19 protein-coding genes are annotated in these 14,637 nt (G+C 65.6%); 9 read left to right on the top strand and 10 right to left on the bottom strand.

Annotated elements, in window-relative coordinates; translation table 11 throughout:
• The first annotated feature begins 3 nt into the window (after window positions 1-3).
• Window positions 4-855 carry a 3-mercaptopyruvate sulfurtransferase gene (gene sseA, locus AC3WLX_RS14995; protein WP_492336526.1) on the top strand — a complete coding sequence of 284 codons (852 nt, stop codon included), beginning with the start codon at window positions 4-6 and terminating at the stop codon, window positions 853-855.
• A 52-nt stretch (window positions 856-907) separates the two neighbouring features.
• On the opposite strand, the gene AC3WLX_RS14990 is transcribed toward sseA, so the two are convergent.
• Complete coding sequence (locus AC3WLX_RS14990) at window positions 908-1,711, bottom strand: hypothetical protein (protein WP_492336525.1); 804 nt, start codon at window positions 1,709-1,711, stop codon at window positions 908-910.
• 317 nt (window positions 1,712-2,028) lie between these two features.
• Between AC3WLX_RS14990 and AC3WLX_RS14985 the strand changes: the two genes are divergently transcribed.
• On the top strand, window positions 2,029-3,243 hold the full coding sequence (locus AC3WLX_RS14985; protein WP_492336524.1) for a L,D-transpeptidase: 1,215 nt from the start codon (window positions 2,029-2,031) through the stop codon (window positions 3,241-3,243).
• A 59-nt stretch (window positions 3,244-3,302) separates the two neighbouring features.
• On the opposite strand, the gene AC3WLX_RS14980 is transcribed toward AC3WLX_RS14985, so the two are convergent.
• Together AC3WLX_RS14980 and AC3WLX_RS14975 are read right to left on the bottom strand one after the other, a co-directional pair.
• Window positions 3,303-4,265 (bottom strand): D-2-hydroxyacid dehydrogenase family protein, encoded by a 963-nt coding sequence (locus tag AC3WLX_RS14980; RefSeq protein ID WP_492336523.1) that lies wholly within the window; start codon window positions 4,263-4,265, stop codon window positions 3,303-3,305.
• 122 nt (window positions 4,266-4,387) lie between these two features.
• Entirely contained in the window at window positions 4,388-4,603 is a 216-nt protein-coding gene (locus AC3WLX_RS14975) for a hypothetical protein (RefSeq protein ID WP_291624606.1), read from the bottom strand.
• A 232-nt stretch (window positions 4,604-4,835) separates the two neighbouring features.
• Here AC3WLX_RS14975 and ettA point away from each other — a divergent pair, with 232 nt between their 5' ends.
• Both ettA and AC3WLX_RS14965 read left to right on the top strand, forming a co-directional pair.
• Window positions 4,836-6,485, top strand: coding sequence for an energy-dependent translational throttle protein EttA (gene ettA, locus AC3WLX_RS14970; protein ID WP_291624607.1), 1,650 nt, complete (start codon window positions 4,836-4,838; stop codon window positions 6,483-6,485).
• A 7-nt stretch (window positions 6,486-6,492) separates the two neighbouring features.
• Window positions 6,493-7,719, top strand: coding sequence for a lytic murein transglycosylase (locus tag AC3WLX_RS14965; protein WP_492336522.1), 1,227 nt, complete (start codon window positions 6,493-6,495; stop codon window positions 7,717-7,719).
• Between the two features lie 78 nt (window positions 7,720-7,797).
• Here the strand turns inward: AC3WLX_RS14965 and AC3WLX_RS14960 are convergent, their stop codons facing one another.
• Both AC3WLX_RS14960 and AC3WLX_RS14955 read right to left on the bottom strand, forming a co-directional pair.
• A complete protein-coding gene (locus AC3WLX_RS14960) occupies window positions 7,798-8,082 on the bottom strand; it encodes a hypothetical protein (protein WP_028179902.1) in 285 nt (94 codons plus the stop codon).
• Between the two features lie 210 nt (window positions 8,083-8,292).
• A complete protein-coding gene (locus AC3WLX_RS14955; RefSeq protein ID WP_492336521.1) occupies window positions 8,293-8,613 on the bottom strand; it encodes a hypothetical protein in 321 nt (106 codons plus the stop codon).
• A gap of 593 nt (window positions 8,614-9,206) precedes the next feature.
• On the opposite strand from AC3WLX_RS14955, the gene AC3WLX_RS14950 reads away from it, so the two are divergent.
• Both AC3WLX_RS14950 and bfr read left to right on the top strand, forming a co-directional pair.
• The gene (locus AC3WLX_RS14950; protein WP_291624716.1) at window positions 9,207-9,479 is read left to right on the top strand and encodes a (2Fe-2S)-binding protein; all 273 of its coding nucleotides are present in this window, start codon (window positions 9,207-9,209) and stop codon (window positions 9,477-9,479) included.
• A 133-nt stretch (window positions 9,480-9,612) separates the two neighbouring features.
• Entirely contained in the window at window positions 9,613-10,101 is a 489-nt protein-coding gene (bfr, locus tag AC3WLX_RS14945) for a bacterioferritin (RefSeq protein WP_291624715.1), read from the top strand.
• 188 nt (window positions 10,102-10,289) lie between these two features.
• On the opposite strand, the gene AC3WLX_RS14940 is transcribed toward bfr, so the two are convergent.
• Both AC3WLX_RS14940 and AC3WLX_RS14935 read right to left on the bottom strand, forming a co-directional pair.
• The gene (locus tag AC3WLX_RS14940) at window positions 10,290-10,892 is read right to left on the bottom strand and encodes an MSMEG_1061 family FMN-dependent PPOX-type flavoprotein (RefSeq protein WP_492336520.1); all 603 of its coding nucleotides are present in this window, start codon (window positions 10,890-10,892) and stop codon (window positions 10,290-10,292) included.
• Window positions 10,893-10,976: 84 nt separating this feature from the next.
• Complete coding sequence (locus tag AC3WLX_RS14935; protein ID WP_291624713.1) at window positions 10,977-11,330, bottom strand: hypothetical protein; 354 nt, start codon at window positions 11,328-11,330, stop codon at window positions 10,977-10,979.
• A 281-nt stretch (window positions 11,331-11,611) separates the two neighbouring features.
• Between AC3WLX_RS14935 and AC3WLX_RS14930 the strand changes: the two genes are divergently transcribed.
• Both AC3WLX_RS14930 and AC3WLX_RS14925 read left to right on the top strand, forming a co-directional pair.
• Entirely contained in the window at window positions 11,612-11,881 is a 270-nt protein-coding gene (locus AC3WLX_RS14930) for a DUF2277 domain-containing protein (protein ID WP_492336519.1), read from the top strand.
• 94 nt (window positions 11,882-11,975) lie between these two features.
• Entirely contained in the window at window positions 11,976-12,191 is a 216-nt protein-coding gene (locus AC3WLX_RS14925) for a hypothetical protein (protein WP_492336518.1), read from the top strand.
• Window positions 12,192-12,200: 9 nt separating this feature from the next.
• On the opposite strand, the gene AC3WLX_RS14920 is transcribed toward AC3WLX_RS14925, so the two are convergent.
• From AC3WLX_RS14920 to AC3WLX_RS14910, 3 genes are all read right to left on the bottom strand, one after another.
• A complete protein-coding gene (locus AC3WLX_RS14920; RefSeq protein WP_492336517.1) occupies window positions 12,201-12,716 on the bottom strand; it encodes a collagen-like triple helix repeat-containing protein in 516 nt (171 codons plus the stop codon).
• Between the two features lie 111 nt (window positions 12,717-12,827).
• On the bottom strand, window positions 12,828-13,076 hold the full coding sequence (locus AC3WLX_RS14915; RefSeq protein ID WP_291624709.1) for a helix-turn-helix domain-containing protein: 249 nt from the start codon (window positions 13,074-13,076) through the stop codon (window positions 12,828-12,830).
• Window positions 13,077-13,254: 178 nt separating this feature from the next.
• The gene (locus AC3WLX_RS14910; protein WP_492336516.1) at window positions 13,255-14,022 is read right to left on the bottom strand and encodes an SDR family NAD(P)-dependent oxidoreductase; all 768 of its coding nucleotides are present in this window, start codon (window positions 14,020-14,022) and stop codon (window positions 13,255-13,257) included.
• Between the two features lie 111 nt (window positions 14,023-14,133).
• Between AC3WLX_RS14910 and AC3WLX_RS14905 the strand changes: the two genes are divergently transcribed.
• Entirely contained in the window at window positions 14,134-14,619 is a 486-nt protein-coding gene (locus AC3WLX_RS14905; RefSeq protein WP_492336515.1) for a J domain-containing protein, read from the top strand.
• Window positions 14,620-14,637: the final 18 nt, after the last annotated feature.

The following is a 14,637-nucleotide window of genomic DNA, read 5'->3' as shown; positions in this document are numbered from 1 at the left end:
CCGATGCCCACCGACCCCCTCGTCTCCACCGAATGGCTCGCCGCCCACATCGGCGACGCCAACGTCAAGATCCTCGACGCCAGCTTCAAGCTGCCCGGCGTGCTGCCGCTGCCGAAGGACGACTATCTCGCCGCGCATCTGCCCGGCGCCGTGTTCTTCGACGTCGATGCGGTGTCGGACCATTCCAACCCGCTGCCGCACATGTTTCCGAGCGCCGAGCAGTTCGGCCGCGACGTCGGCAATCTCGGCATCGGGAATGGCGACACCGTCGTGCTCTACGATGCCGGCGGCTGGGTCGCCGCGCCGCGCGCGTGGTGGATGTTCCTGTCCTACGGCCACGGCAATGTGCGCATCCTCAATGGCGGCCTGAAGAAGTGGCGCGCCGAGGGGCGCGCGACCGAGAGTGGCGAGGTCAAGCCGACGCCCGCAACGTTCAGGGCGAACTATGACGCAAACCGCGTGCGCAGCATGCAGCAGCTGATCGCCAACGTCGAAAGCCGGAAGGAGCAGGTGATCGACGCGCGCGCCGCCGACCGTTTCGAGGGCCGCGCGCCGGAGCCGCGGCCGGGTATCCGCTCCGGCCACATCCCCGGCGCCCGCAACGTGCCTTACAATCTGCTGTTCGACGCCGCGACGGGTGAGATGAAGCCGCTGGAGGATCTGCGCGCCGCCTTCACGGCCGCCGGCGTCAAGCTGGACGCGCCGATCGTGACCAGCTGCGGCTCGGGCGTCTCCGCCGGCGTGCTGACGCTCGCGCTCTATCGCCTCGGCATCACCGACACCGCGCTCTACGACGGCTCCTGGTCGGAATGGGGCCAGGCCGGCGGCCCGGCGATTGCGACTGGCCCGGCGTAGCCTCGCTGCTTCCACATCGTCATGGCCGGGCTTGACCCGGCCATCCACGTACTCACCGCGTGCGCGCGGTCGTGGACGTCGCGAAGGCCGGCTGCTGCGGCTGCCCGAACGGATCGAGCTGCTGCTGGAGCTGTTGAGGCGGCGGGCGCCGCACCACGCGGGGCCGCTTCTTGGCTTTCGCCGTGCGCTTGGTTGCCTTGGTGTCCGACTTGCCGCTCTCGGTCTTGGCCTTGGCGGGCGCATCCTTCACGGCCGCGGTCGCGGGATCGTTCAGCGCGGCGACCTTGGCCGCGGTCGCGGAGGCGGTGGCGCTGGGATCGGCGGCGGTCGGCTCGCTGCCGCTTGCGGCAGGCTGGACTTCGGCGATCGAAGCCGTGGTGTCGGCTTGGGTCAACGTGTCGATCGAAGCCGGCGCTGCCGCCTCCACGGTCGTTTCAGGCTTGGCCGATTCGGCAGCCGGAATTTCGGCTGCGGGCGCGGCGTCCTGGGGCTGAGCCTCGGCCTCGCTCGCGACCGCGGCGAGCTGTTCGGGCTCGCTCATGGGCAGCCCGATGGTCGGCACTCGGTCGCGCAGCGACGGTGCTGGCTCTGCGGAAACCTCCGGTTCGTCCCGCAACACTGCGAGCACCGGCTGGGCCGGCTCGGGCACTTGCGCAAACACCTGCTCCTGCGGGCCGTTCCGCCAGCCGGGGTTGCTGACATACTGCTGATGGGTCGCCCGCAGCAGCGCGGCGGCGCCTAGGCCGAACACCAGGATGGAGGTTGACAGCAGGATCGCGGCAAACAGGAAGCGAAAGCCGGGAAGCATCGAACGATTGCGAATTTCCGCCCCGGCGACGAGACGACCGGGACCCAAGAGCTATCCGAACGCGGTGACGGTACTGCTTGCCGCATCGCCACGCGGAATCAGATCTCAAAAAGGCGGCGAATCAGGCTGATTCGACCATATCGCAACGTTTGCGCCTCGCTCCGTTAAAAACGCGGCCGAACATCGCAGGCCTTGATGGTGCGATGCGATTTCAACCCCGTGATGCAACGGGGCAACGGTCGTCTTGGGATCACAAATCGGCAAGTCCGGCGCAAATAGGCCTGATATGTCTTGAATGTGCCGCGATCTTCCGTCATCTGGCCGTTAACGGTCCGATCGGGCTTCGGGACTATACAAGAGCGATGATGATCAAACACTTTCTGACGATATGCGCTGCCGCAACAGTCGCTGCGGCGGGAACCTCGCTCGCCCAGGCTCAGAGCTATCCGGTCCAGCAGGTGCCCAGCTACGGTGCCCCGGCCGAATACCGGCCCGGTGACCGCACGCCCAATTTCGACGCGCTCGATGACGACGACGATGCGATGCCGCATGCTTCGCTGCCGCCGCCCGGTCCGGCCGACGATCCGCGCTATGGCCGCCCCCTTGGCGCGCCCCCGGTCTACTCGGCGGCGCCGCCGCAGGGTCCGGTGATGTCGCCGGATGATCCGCGTTACGGCCGTCCGGCGGGTGCTCCGCCGGTCTACTCGGCCGCCCCGCCGCAAGGGCCCGTGATGTCGCCGGATGATCCCCGCTACGGCCGCCCCGCCGCGCCGCCGGCGGTGATCTACGCTGATCGCCCTCCCCAGCAGGCGCCGGCCAATGACGGCCTCCGTCCGCCCGAGGCCGTCGGTGGTCCCGCCGCGACCGGCACGGTTCAGGCCGGCCAACCGCCCGTCGGCACCGATGGCCGCCCGGTGACCTTGGCCGCGCTGCCGCCCGAGGAGCAGCCCGATGCCGCGCCGGTGCAGCTGCCGCCGAACCTGCGCCGCCAGGAGGTTTCGTTCCAGACCAAGGAGCCGGCCGGCACGCTCGTTGTCGATACCCCGAACACCTACCTGTATTACGTGCTCGGCAATGGCCGGGCGATCCGCTACGGCGTCCGCGTCGGCCGCGACGGCTTCACCTGGACCGGCGTGCAGAAGATCACCCGCAAGGCCGAGTGGCCGGATTGGCATCCGCCGACCGAGATGATCGAGCGCCAGCCCTATCTGCCGCGCTTCATGGCCGGCGGCCCCGGCAATCCGCTCGGCGCCCGCGCGATGTATCTGGGCTCGACGGTGTACCGCATCCACGGCACCAACCAGCCCTCGACGATCGGCAAGTTCGTCTCCTCCGGCTGCATCGGCATGCTGAACGAGGACGTCTCCGACCTGTTCGAGCGCGTCAAGGTCGGCACCCGCGTGGTCGTGCTGCCGGGCGGCCCGCCGCCGGGAACAGCAACTGCCTCCGCCGCGCCGACCCCGGGCGCAGCCGCACCCGGTGTTGCTGGTCCGGCTCCGATGTCGGCCCAGGCCGGCCCGGTCCCCGGGACGCAGCCGACCGTGGTGCCGCCGCTGCCCGCACCGGTCACCGTGCGCTGAGCGCTGCGACAAGAGTTCGAATTGCAATGGGCGTGCCTTGGGGCACGCCCATTGTCGTTTCAGGCCAGCCGGCGCGGCAGCTCTGCGCCCTTCGTGAAGGCGTCGATTGCCTCGACCATCTGGTCGTAATGGATGCGCAGACCGTCCGTGGTGGCGTAGCCGAGGTGAGGCGTCAGCACGAGATTGTCGAGCTTGCGGAAGGGATGGTCGACCGGCAGCGGCTCGACCGAGAACACGTCGAGCCCGGCGCCCGCGATCTTCCGCTGCTGCAGCGTCTCGAGCAAGGCCTGCTCGTCCACGATCGGCCCGCGCGCGGTGTTGACGAGGAACGCCGTTGGCTTCATGCGCGCCAGATCGGCACGGCTGACGAGACCTCGTGAGCGCTCACTCAGCACCACATGGATGGTGACGATGTCGGCCTTGGCGAACAGTTCGTCCTTGGTGGCGTAGCCGACGCCGGCCGCCGCGCATTTCTCCGGCGTCAGGTTCGGGCTCCAGGCGATCACGTTCATGCCGAACGCCTTCGCAATGCCCGCCATCTTGCTGCCGAGCTTGCCGAGCCCGACGATGCCGAGCGTCAGGCCCTCGATCTCGACGCCGGCAAAACTCTGCCAGGGCTCGCCGGCATGCATGCGCGCGTTCTCACGGCCGATGCCGCGGGTCAGTTCCAGGATCAGGCCCATGGTGAGCGGCGCGGTGGGATCGCGGGAATATTGCGTGCCGCCGACGGCGATGTTGCGTGCCTTGGCTGCCTCCATGTCGATCGCCGCGTTGCGCATGCCTGAGGTCAGCAGCAGCTTCAGCTTCGGCAGGCTCTCGAACAGGCTCTTCGGGAAAGCGGTGCGCTCGCGCATCGCGCAGATGATGTCGAAGTCGGCGAGCGCGCTGGCTGCGGCCTGCTCGGAGACGAAGGGATGGCTGAACACGGTGACATCGATGCGGTCGGATAGCTTCGACCAGTCCGCGACGTCCAGGGCGAGATTGAAGTAATCATCGAGAATTGCGCAGCGCAGCCGGCTCATCAGTGGTCATCCATGGCGTGAGGTAACGGCGCGGGCGGGGCGCCATCGTCGGAACCATGGTTGCGCGCAATCAGTCCCGCGCGCAAGCTGCTCGCGTCGTCAAAATCCGACAGGCAAGCGGCTCAGAGATCGCGGCGCTTCAGCCGGACCGGCGCATCCATGCCGTGCTTGGCGCGCCACGCGGGGCCGGGGCCGCGCATGTAGTGCAGTTCGGGCCGGTAGGGGTTGAAGGCGGTGGCGAAGAAGCGCTTGAAGAAACCCTTGATCTCCGAGCCGAGCGCGGAGGAGCTGCCGGCTTCGGCCGGAACAGGAAGTGAATGGGTGTCGATCAGAGCCATGACGCTGTCTCGCTATGCTCCCGCTTGTTCTGAGCGAGGGGCGCTGTTGCCGCGCGAGACCGAGCATTCGGCCTGATTGATTAAAAGATGGTTTCAATTGTCCGGATCTGGCCCGGATGGTGTCTGGACCGTATTCATCCGTGGTGAACGGACGGAAAACATTGCCCTTTGAGGGCGGGATCGCTACATCGGCGACAGCAAATCTCCTCAAATTGAAGGTGTCACGGGACCCATGGCGCGCCAGTTCATCTATTTCATGCAGGGGCTGACCAAGAGCTACCCGACCCGGAAGGTGCTCGATAACATCCATCTGAGCTTTTACCCCGATGCCAAGATCGGCGTGCTCGGCGTCAACGGCTCGGGCAAGTCGACCCTGCTCAAGATCATGGCCGGCCTCGACAAGGAATATACCGGCGAAGCCTGGGTCGCCGAGGGCGCCCGCGTCGGTTACCTCGAGCAGGAGCCGCAGCTCGACCCTGCACTTTCAGTGCGCGAGAACGTCATGCAGGGCGTCGCCAAGCAGAAGGCGATCCTCGACCGCTACAACGAGCTCGCGGTCAACTATTCCGACGAGACTGCCGACGAGATGACCAAGCTCCAGGACGAGATCGAGGCCCAGGGCCTCTGGGATCTCGACAGCAAGGTCGACCAGGCCATGGACGCGCTGCGCTGCCCGCCCGACGATGCCGATGTGACAAAACTCTCTGGCGGCGAGCGCCGCCGGGTCGCGCTGTGCAAGCTGCTGCTCGACCAGCCCGAGCTGCTGCTGCTGGACGAACCGACCAACCATCTCGACGCCGAATCCGTGTCGTGGCTGGAAGGGCACCTTCGCAACTATCCCGGCGCGATCCTGATCGTCACCCATGACCGCTACTTCCTCGACAACGTGACGGGCTGGATCCTCGAGCTCGACCGCGGCCGCGGCATTCCCTACGAGGGCAATTACTCGTCCTGGCTGGTGCAGAAGCAGAAGCGCCTGGAGCAGGAAGGGCGCGAAGACGCCGCGCACCAGAAGACGCTGGCCCGAGAGCAGGAATGGGTGGCGTCATCGCCGAAGGCACGTCAGGCCAAATCGAAGGCGCGCTACCAGCGTTATGAGGAACTGCTCAAGAAAGCGAGCGAGAAGCAGACCCAGACCGCGCAGATCATCATTCCGGTGGCCGAGCGGCTCGGCGCCAACGTGGTCGATTTCGAAGGCCTCAGCAAAGGCTTTGCCGACCGCCTGCTGATCGACAATCTCACCTTCAAGCTGCCGCCTGGCGGCATCGTCGGCGTCATCGGCCCCAACGGCGCCGGCAAGACCACGCTATTCAGGATGATCACCGGGCAGGAGAAGCCCGATGCTGGGACGATCACGGTCGGGGAGACCGTGCATCTCGGCTATGTCGACCAGTCGCGCGATGCGCTCGACGGCAAGAAGACCGTGTGGGAGGAGATCTCCGGCGGCAACGAGCTGATCCTGCTCGGCAAGAAGGAAGTCAATTCGCGCGGCTATTGCTCGGCGTTCAACTTCAAGGGGGCGGACCAGCAGAAGAAGGTCGGCGCGCTCTCCGGCGGTGAACGCAACCGCGTGCATCTCGCCAAGATGCTGAAGTCCGGCGCCAACGTCCTGCTGCTCGACGAACCGACCAACGACCTCGACGTCGACACGCTACGCGCACTGGAAGAGGCGCTAGAGGACTTTGCCGGCTGCGCCGTCATCATCAGCCACGATCGCTGGTTCCTCGACCGCATCGCGACCCACATCCTGGCCTTCGAAGGCGAGAGCCATGTCGAATGGTTCGAGGGCAACTTCCAGGATTACGAGAAGGACAAGATGCGCCGTCTCGGCCAGGACAGCATCATCCCGCACCGGGTGAAGTACAAGAAGCTGACGCGGTGAGTCCTGCATGATGCGGCGGGCGCTCATCGCTGCGGTGATCGTGGTCACCTGCGGCTCGACATCCGCCCGCGCCGCAGACGCGGCCTTCACGCAGTTCATCGCCTCGCTGTGGCCGGAAGCCCAACAGGCCGGCGTCTCGCGGGCGACGTTCGATCGAGAGACGCGCGGGCTCGAGCCCGACTACAAGTTGCCCGATTTGATCCTGCCGGGACGGCCGGCGACGGGCGCGCCGTCACAGGCCGAGTTCGTGCAGGTGCCTGCCGACTACGTCAAGGAAGCGTCGATCGCGCGGCTCGCGGGCGAGGGCCAGCGGCTCCTGCAGAAATATCGCCCTGTCCTGAGTGAGATCGAAAACAAGTCTGGCGTGCCGGCAACCGTGATGCTGGCGATCTGGGGCCGCGAGACCGACTACGGCCGCTACGCGCTGCCCTATGATCTCGTGCGCGTGCTGGCGACGCAGGCCTATGTCGGCCGGCGCAAGGACCAGTATCGCAACGAGTTCATACTCTCGCTCAAGCTTCTCGGCGAGGGCGTGGTGACACGCAAGGACATGCGCTCGTCCTGGGCCGGCGCCACCGGGCTCACGCAGTTCCTGCCCTCGGAATATTACAAGCACGGCGTCGATTTCGACGGCGACGGCCGCATCGACATCTGGCGCTCGGTGCCGGATGCGCTGGCTTCCGCCGCGCAGCAGCTCGTCAACAAGGGTTGGCAGAGCGGTGTGCGCTGGGCCTATGAGGTACAGGCGCCTGCGAAGGCCGATTGCACCACGGGCGTACCCGAGGTGACGAAGCCGATCGGCCAATGGATGCGCGAAGGCTTTGTCCCCGTGCGCGGCCAAAAGCTCAACGCCGCCGAGCAGGCGCAGCCGGCCTCGCTGCTGCAGCCCGAAGGCATCTACGGCCCGTCGTTCCTCACCACGAAGAACTACTTCGTCATCAAGGAGTACAATTTCTCCGACCTCTACGTGCTGTTCGTCGGCCACCTTGCCGACCGCATCACCAATCCGCTGCCGTTCGCGACGCCCTGGGTGGCCTCCAAGCAGCTACGCACCAAGGATGTCGAGACGATGCAGCGCGGGCTCACCCGGATCGGGCTCTACAAAGACAAGATCGACGGCAAGGCTGGCATGCAGACGCGTGCGGCGCTCGGTGCCTATCAGAAGTCGGCGGGCCTCAAGGTCGATTGCTGGCCGAGTGAAGAGGTGCTGCGTTCGATCCAGGCGGCGCGATAGCGTGCGCAAATAAAAAGCCCGGCCGAGGTGCTCGGCCGGGCTTTCCGATCGCGGCGCGCATGCGCCAAAGCGATCAGATCAGTAGCAAACGCGAACCGGGCGGACGACCCAGCCATACCCGTCCCAATAACGCTGGCGCTGCCAGTAGCAGGGCGGGGGCGGCGGGCCAGGCTCGGCCACGTAAACGGGACCGCCATAGGCCGGACGGCTCGAGGCGATCGCGCCGCCGACGATCGCGCCACCGATCAGCCCGGCCGCGATACCGGCACCGATGTTGTCACCGGCTTTCGCCGGCGGCGTTGCGGTCACCAGCGAACCGGCGACCGTCGCGACCGTAAGGGCGGCAACTAAAGTCTTCTTCATGCTCTTGGCTCTCCTGAAAGATGGGTTCCTCTCGTCGGAGGCACCCGGGTTTCAAAGGTTCACGCACACTCTGATGGTATTGGCCTTGCAGCTAGGAAGCGCGCAATTGGTCAACCCACGGTAAACGCACACGGAGCTGTGACGAGAAAAAGCGGTGTTTTTCGGGCCCCAGGATGAACGCAGCATCCGTACTGAATCGGTCAGCGCGCCTCAGCCGCAGACTCGGACGCGGCGGACGCGCCAGGCATAGCCGTCCCAGAAGCGCTGCTTCTGCCAGACGCAGCCGCCGTAATAGTCGTCGGCAACATAGCCCGGACCGGGAGCGTAATAGCGGGGCGGGTAGTAGCCCGGCCCATAATACCCATAGCCGGGTCCGTAATAATACGGAGAGGCCAGCGCTCCACCGACGATGGCACCACCGATGATCCCAGCCGCCACGCCTGCAGCGACACCGCGCTGGGCTTGGGCCGGTGTTCCGGCCGCTATGGCGACGGTAGCGGCGGCGGCGACCACCAGGAGCAGCTTCTTCATTGGCTTGACCTTTCGCATAAACACGCGGGAACTGTTTGGGACGCAAGGTTCCATACTTCGCTTGAATGATCAATGAACGGCCCCCTTGGCGGGGGCGACCAAGTGGCAGGACCGCAGCTTCACCGGGAGAGGATGATGAGTAGCGCGATGGTCAGTGCATTGGTCGCAGCCGGAGTCGTTTGCGCGATCGGCTATGGCTGGATCGCGCACGTCCAGAATCGGCCACGGCGCTCCCGTGCGACCGCCGGCGGCGATGGCGGGAGCGGAGGTAACAGCTATTCCGGAGCGAGTGACGGCATTGCGCTGGGAAGCTGGTTTTCCGGCGGCAGCTCGGAGAGCTCGGCGGGCAACTGTTCCAGCGGCGATAGTGGCAGCATTGGGGGAGATTGCGGAGGGGGTGGCGACGGCGGAGGGGGTGGAGGCGGCGACTAGGCCGACCACGATCTTGATCCAGCGCAAGGGCCTATTCTAGAGCCGTTCTAGGCTTTGATCGGGCCAGTTTGGAATAGCTTCAAATACCGGTTTTTCCTTTTGCATCCGGCCGGCTCGTTAAATATCGATGATGGCGCATCACCGAAGGGCCTGCCGCTTCCATGATCGTTTGTTCCTGTAACGTGCTGAGCGATGAGGATATCCGCGCTGCCGTCGCCGAGGCCGACGATGCCGTGCGTCATGCCAAGCAAGTCTATGGATGTCTCGGCTGTAGTGCCGAATGCGGTCGCTGTGCCCGGACCATCAAGACCATCATCGACGAGGCGCTGGGTCCGTGCGCGCAGTCCTGCTGCACAGGCTGTCCCCACACCCACACCGTGGCCGCCAATGACGAGACGGCCGAACCCGCCGAGTTTGCCCTCGCGGCCTGCTGAAAACTTCAGCACGTTCGGCTGAGCTTTTCCCCCCGCTTCGTCTGCGTAGCTGGTTGCCCTTCTCCCGAAAGTCATTTAGAAGCGTTCTAAACTCGGTTAGGGCCGATTTGGACTGCAAGAGCTGGAGTGGACCATGCAGGGCGACGCAAAAGTCATCGACTATCTCAACAAGGCGCTGCGTCACGAGCTGACTGCGATCAATCAGTACTGGCTGCACTACCGTTTCCTCGACAATTGGGGCCTCCTGGACATGGCCAAGGTCTGGCGCAAGGAGTCGATCGAGGAGATGGAGCACGCCGACAAGCTCACCGAGCGTATCCTGTTCTTCGACGGCTTTCCGAACATGCAGGTGCTCGACCCCTTGCGCATCGGCCAGAACGTCAAGGAGATCATCGAGTGCGATCTCGCTGCCGAGATGAGCGCGCGGGCGCTCTATCAGGAAGCGGCGACCTACTGCCACGGCGTCAAGGACTACGTCACGCGCGACCTGTTCGAGAAGCTGATGAGCGACGAGGAACACCACATCGACTTCCTCGAAACCCAGCTCGACCTGATCGGCCGCATCGGCCTCGAGCTCTACACCCAGAAGCACGTCGGCGGGCTCGAAGGCGACGGGCACTAGGCTCCAGCGTCGCGACAGACGTCGTTGCCACACACTCCGCTGTCATCCCCGCGAAAGCGGGGATCCATCACCCTGGGGCAGAGCGTGGCGCGAGGCTGGTAACTCCGAGTTTTCGCCAAACCACGTATGTGGTTATGGATCCCGGGCTCGCTTCGCCCCCCGGGACGACACCATAATTGCCGCGCGACCTAGAGCTGCGTCTTGTAGAGCTCTTCCACGGTCTCCTGGCTTGCCGGCTCGCCAAGGCCGGTCTGGTCGTGAATGATTGCGCCGATGCTCGGCATGACCGAGCGCTGCATCTTCTCCGACGACCATAGGTTCGAGCGCATCAGTGCCTTGCCGCAGTGGAAATAAACCTCGCTGACCGCGACGTTGAGGACCGCGCGGGGCAGCTTGCCGAACTCGACCATCGCGGCGAGCAGGTCCGGATCGGCCGACAACGTGCCGCGTCCGCCGACGCGCAGCGTCTCGTCGATCCCCGGAACGAAGAACAACAAATGCACGAAGCCCGAGCCTTCGACGACGTTGCGGAAGCTATCGATGCGGTTGTTGCCGGAGCGGTCGGGCATCAGCAACTGATTGGGACCGGCGACCTGGACGAAGCCGATGCCGCCGCCGCGCGGCGAAGCGTCGACGCTGCCGTCCGCCCCTGACGTCGCGAGCACGCAGAACGGCGACATCTCGATGAACTTCTTCGCATGCGCATCGATCGCGGGCCGTGCCTTCGCGATCACGCGCGGGGTCGGCTTGGCATAGATCGCGGCGAGATCTTCGGCGTTAAGATCGGTCAATGGCGTGCCTCCTGTCAGCTGGCGTCAAGCTACCCGATCAGGTTTCTACAGCCAACGAAATCCATCCTGCCTTGTTGTCGAAGCCTACACCGCATCCGCAGGCACGAAGCAGCTGATGATGATGGCGCCGCGATGGTGGACGTACCACACCACGGCCTGGCCGATCGGATTGCCCTGGTCGCGGATGATGGCGCGTCCGGGCACCTCGAGCCATTGTCCCTCGATCGGCACCCAATATGCGCCGTTGCGCACGTCGTATTCGGTTCGGTGGCCGTCGGAGATGTCGCAGCAGGGAACCCCGTTTGGCGCGATCACGCTCTTGAACCAGGCGCGGATGTCGGGCGGGACGTGATCGTATTGGCCGTTGTCGCGCGCGAACGCAACGTTTGCCAGCGCCGTCGCTGCGACCAGCCAAACGCACAGTGCGAGCCTGTGCATGCGATCCTCCTCATCGCCGATCGTGCCATTGGCGCGCGGTTGTCCTGCGCGTCGATTCGTACCGTTGGCACGGATTAAGCCTGAGCCGTCGCTGCAATGCATGCTCAAATAATATGCGGCGTCGGTGCGCCGCATATGATGCGCTGCGAGATGCAAGCTTGTGGCGGTGCGCATCCACCGACTCGGTCGGCGTATCGACGCGGGACTTCGCAGAAGTGAGAAGGCGGATGTAGGATTTCGGCTCAGACCTTCGTCTTCAGGAAAACGCCGGGAGAGACTGCATGTGCCGCAACATCAAGACGCTGTTCAACTTCGAGCCGCCGGCAACGGAGGATGAGATCCACGCCAGCGCTCTGCAGTTCGTGCGAAAGCTGTCCGGATTCAACAAGCCGTCGCAGGTCAACGAAGCGGCGTTCGAGCGTGCGGTGGCCGAAGTGTCCGAGGCGGCGCGAAGGCTCCTGACCTCGCTGCATACGCATTCGCCGGCGCGCGACCGCGAGGTTGAGGCGGAGAGGGCGAAAGAGCGCTCGCGGCTCCGCTTTGGTTCGTGAGCTCGGACAAGGCGGTCCGTGATCTGGCTCACGGAATCCACTGCCTCGGCTTGCGATGGTGGCCGCCGGGGTTTTGATCGCCCGGAGCACGACCATGAGCCGTCCCCTTCTTCCTCTGAAAGCAGGCGCCACCGTCTTCACGCTGCTGTGGACCGCGTGGATGATGTGGTGGAGCGGCTCGTTCTCGAGCGCCAACGTGATCATCCTCGCCCTGTGCGGCGCGGCGGTCGGCTATCTCTGGTACCGCGCCATGCGCTGGCAATTCGAGCGCATGGGCATGCTGCCGCGGCGCGAGGATCGGCCGAGATAGGCCGCTCCGTCAGTCCTTGTGGCCGTGCTTCTTCTTCTTCCTTTTTTTCTTGTTATCGTCGCCGTCATCGCTCTCGTCGTCGGTGATTGCCTCGTCCGTCTCCTGGACGGCGGCCTCGAGCGCTTCGCGTTCGGCGGCTTCGCGCTCGCGCTGGCGGCGGCGTTCGTCCCAGGCGTCGAACAGCTGGTCGAGCCATGGCAGCACCTGCTCGATCGACGGCAATTGGCCGGGCGGACCCGGCTCGCCGCGCGGGCCTTGAGGCCCTGCCGGTCCCTGCGGTCCGGCTGGACCCGGCGCGCCGGCCGGCCCGCGCGGGCCGGCTTCGCCCGGCTTGCCTTGCGGACCGGGCTTGCCGGGTGGGCCGGCTTTTCCGATCGGCCCGGGCTTGCCTTGCGGCCCCGGCTTGCCGCGCGCCCCGTCAGGGCCGCGCCGGCCGGGATGACCCTGCGGTCCCGGCCGTCCCGGTTCGCCCTGTCGCCCGCGCGGACCCTGAGGTCCCGGCCGTCGTCCTTGATCGTCTGCCACGCCGCTGCTCCCTTCACCCGAAGCCAGCTACTTAGCGGCGTTTGACGACAGCAGCAATTCTGCCCGCGCATCGCGGGGACGCCGTCCACGTCGAAGCGCGCGAACGTCGCGTCAGTCCTGACAGGCAGGCACCTCGATGCCGGAGGCGGCATAGAGCCTGATCTTGTTGCGCAGCGTGCGCACCGACAGGCCCAGCACGCGCGAGGCGCGCGTGCGGTTGCCGTCGCAGCGCGCCAGGGTCTGGAGCACGAGCTCGCGTTCGACCTCGTCGACGGTGGCGCCGATCAGAAGCGGAACGATCTGGTTGGGTGCAAGAAATTGGACGCCCGGGTCGGACGCAGCGACATGAACAGTGGTCATCAATACACTCCCCGATCAACGCCCGCTTCCATCGTCGGAAAGCGGATCGAGAACAAACGACCCCCAAGCCGTAGATCTACGGTGGGCGGGTTTGGTTAACGAAAGGTTAAGCGCGCCCGATCGCACCAGATGACCTTGAGAATGCCAAGATGCGGCCGCGATTGGCGGGGGCCTTCCCTCACACCGTGCGATAGCCGCCGTCGACCATCACGATCGCTCCGGTGACATAGGCCGACAGATCGGATGCCAGGAAGATCGCTGGCCCGACGATATCCTCGGGCTTGCCGGTGCGCGCCAGCGGCGTGTGATCGAGGAAGGCCTGCACCAGCGCCGGATTGGTCGCGCGTACATTGGCGTTGATGTTGGTCTCGATGAAGCCGGGGCCGATCGCGTTGACGCGCACGCCCTCCTTGCCGAGCTCGGCCGCGAGCGCCTTGGTGAAACCGAGCACGCCGTGTTTCGAGGTCGTGTAGGCCGCCGAGCTCGGCGTGCGCAGATGCACGAAGGACTGGATCGAGCCGATGTTGACGATGCGGCCCTTGCTGGCGCGCAAGGGGACAAGGAACGCCTGCGTCATGTTGAAGACGCCGTTGAGGTTGAGCGCGATGATGTCGTTCCAGTCTTTCGCCACCGTCTCGGTCTCGGCGGTGAAGGCGTTGCGGCGGGTGATGCCGGCGTTGTTGACGAGGATCGAGACCTGCCCGACATTGTCGGCAACCTGCCCGGCCAATGCGAAGCAATCCTCGCGCCTGGTGACGTCGAGCGCAAAGCTCTCGGCCTTGCCGCCCGATGTCCGGATCTCCTGCGCCGCCTCCGCCACCGTCTCGGCATTGACGTCGAGCAGCACCACTTGCGCGCCCTCGCGCGCGTAACCGGCCGCGATTGCCCGGCCGATGCCGGAACCGGCGCCGGTGACGACGGCGATGTGGTTGGCGAGCAGCGCCATGACATATTCCTCCCGTTTTGGTTTCGAAGTGTTGCGAAAAGCTAACTCGAAATTAAGGGGTCGGAAACGGCGGCCTTGGCATACTGATCATGATTGCTAAACGTTGCGCGCATGATGGAACGGCTCGAAACCTGGAAACTCGCCCTGGAACGGGTGCGGTCGGCGCAATCCGCCGACTGGGCCGAGTTCGGCCGGCTCGTGGCGGAGATCGCGCGGATGAGCGGCGACGTCACGCTGCGCCAGGCCGCCGAGCAGGCGCTGCCGGTGCTGCGCCAGGCCGTCGACAATGACGATCACAGCGTCGCGCTGGCGGCGCAGCGCCGCGTCGGTGTCGTGCTCGAGGTCATTCACGATCTGACCGCGCCGCGTTTCGGGCGCCGCAACGCCAAGCCGAAAAAGCTCTCCAGCGAGGACCGCGCCCGCAAGGTGCTCGGCCTGCCGCTCGCCGTGCAGCTCACCTGCGAGGACATCAACCAGGCCTATCGCCGCGCCGCCAAGGGCATGCATCCCGACCACGGCGGCAGCGCGCAGGCCTTCATGGACCTTGCCGCCGCGCGCGACGTCCTGATTCATCCCGGCGCGCACAAGGACGCGTGAGCACGAAAAGAAACGGGC

The sequence above is a fragment of the Bradyrhizobium sp. FW305-F6 genome (genome assembly GCF_058782905.1).
This window is presented reverse-complemented; position numbering and strand designations above follow the sequence as displayed.

What these genes read in the sequence shown, in the direction of transcription:
- sseA (WP_492336526.1), top strand. Translation starts at nt 4, where the DNA reads ATGCCCACCGACCCCCTCGTCTCCACCGAATGGCTCGCCGCCCACATC.
- AC3WLX_RS14985 (WP_492336524.1), top strand. Translation starts at nt 2,029, where the DNA reads ATGATCAAACACTTTCTGACGATATGCGCTGCCGCAACAGTCGCTGCG.
- AC3WLX_RS14980 (WP_492336523.1), bottom strand. Translation starts at nt 4,265, where the DNA reads ATGAGCCGGCTGCGCTGCGCAATTCTCGATGATTACTTCAATCTCGCC.
- AC3WLX_RS14975 (WP_291624606.1), bottom strand. Translation starts at nt 4,603, where the DNA reads ATGGCTCTGATCGACACCCATTCACTTCCTGTTCCGGCCGAAGCCGGC.
- ettA (WP_291624607.1), top strand. Translation starts at nt 4,836, where the DNA reads ATGGCGCGCCAGTTCATCTATTTCATGCAGGGGCTGACCAAGAGCTAC.
- AC3WLX_RS14965 (WP_492336522.1), top strand. Translation starts at nt 6,493, where the DNA reads ATGATGCGGCGGGCGCTCATCGCTGCGGTGATCGTGGTCACCTGCGGC.
- AC3WLX_RS14960 (WP_028179902.1), bottom strand. Translation starts at nt 8,082, where the DNA reads ATGAAGAAGACTTTAGTTGCCGCCCTTACGGTCGCGACGGTCGCCGGT.
- AC3WLX_RS14955 (WP_492336521.1), bottom strand. Translation starts at nt 8,613, where the DNA reads ATGAAGAAGCTGCTCCTGGTGGTCGCCGCCGCCGCTACCGTCGCCATA.
- AC3WLX_RS14950 (WP_291624716.1), top strand. Translation starts at nt 9,207, where the DNA reads ATGATCGTTTGTTCCTGTAACGTGCTGAGCGATGAGGATATCCGCGCT.
- bfr (WP_291624715.1), top strand. Translation starts at nt 9,613, where the DNA reads ATGCAGGGCGACGCAAAAGTCATCGACTATCTCAACAAGGCGCTGCGT.
- AC3WLX_RS14935 (WP_291624713.1), bottom strand. Translation starts at nt 11,330, where the DNA reads ATGCACAGGCTCGCACTGTGCGTTTGGCTGGTCGCAGCGACGGCGCTG.
- AC3WLX_RS14930 (WP_492336519.1), top strand. Translation starts at nt 11,612, where the DNA reads ATGTGCCGCAACATCAAGACGCTGTTCAACTTCGAGCCGCCGGCAACG.
- AC3WLX_RS14925 (WP_492336518.1), top strand. Translation starts at nt 11,976, where the DNA reads ATGAGCCGTCCCCTTCTTCCTCTGAAAGCAGGCGCCACCGTCTTCACG.
- AC3WLX_RS14915 (WP_291624709.1), bottom strand. Translation starts at nt 13,076, where the DNA reads ATGACCACTGTTCATGTCGCTGCGTCCGACCCGGGCGTCCAATTTCTT.
- AC3WLX_RS14910 (WP_492336516.1), bottom strand. Translation starts at nt 14,022, where the DNA reads ATGGCGCTGCTCGCCAACCACATCGCCGTCGTCACCGGCGCCGGTTCC.
- AC3WLX_RS14905 (WP_492336515.1), top strand. Translation starts at nt 14,134, where the DNA reads ATGATGGAACGGCTCGAAACCTGGAAACTCGCCCTGGAACGGGTGCGG.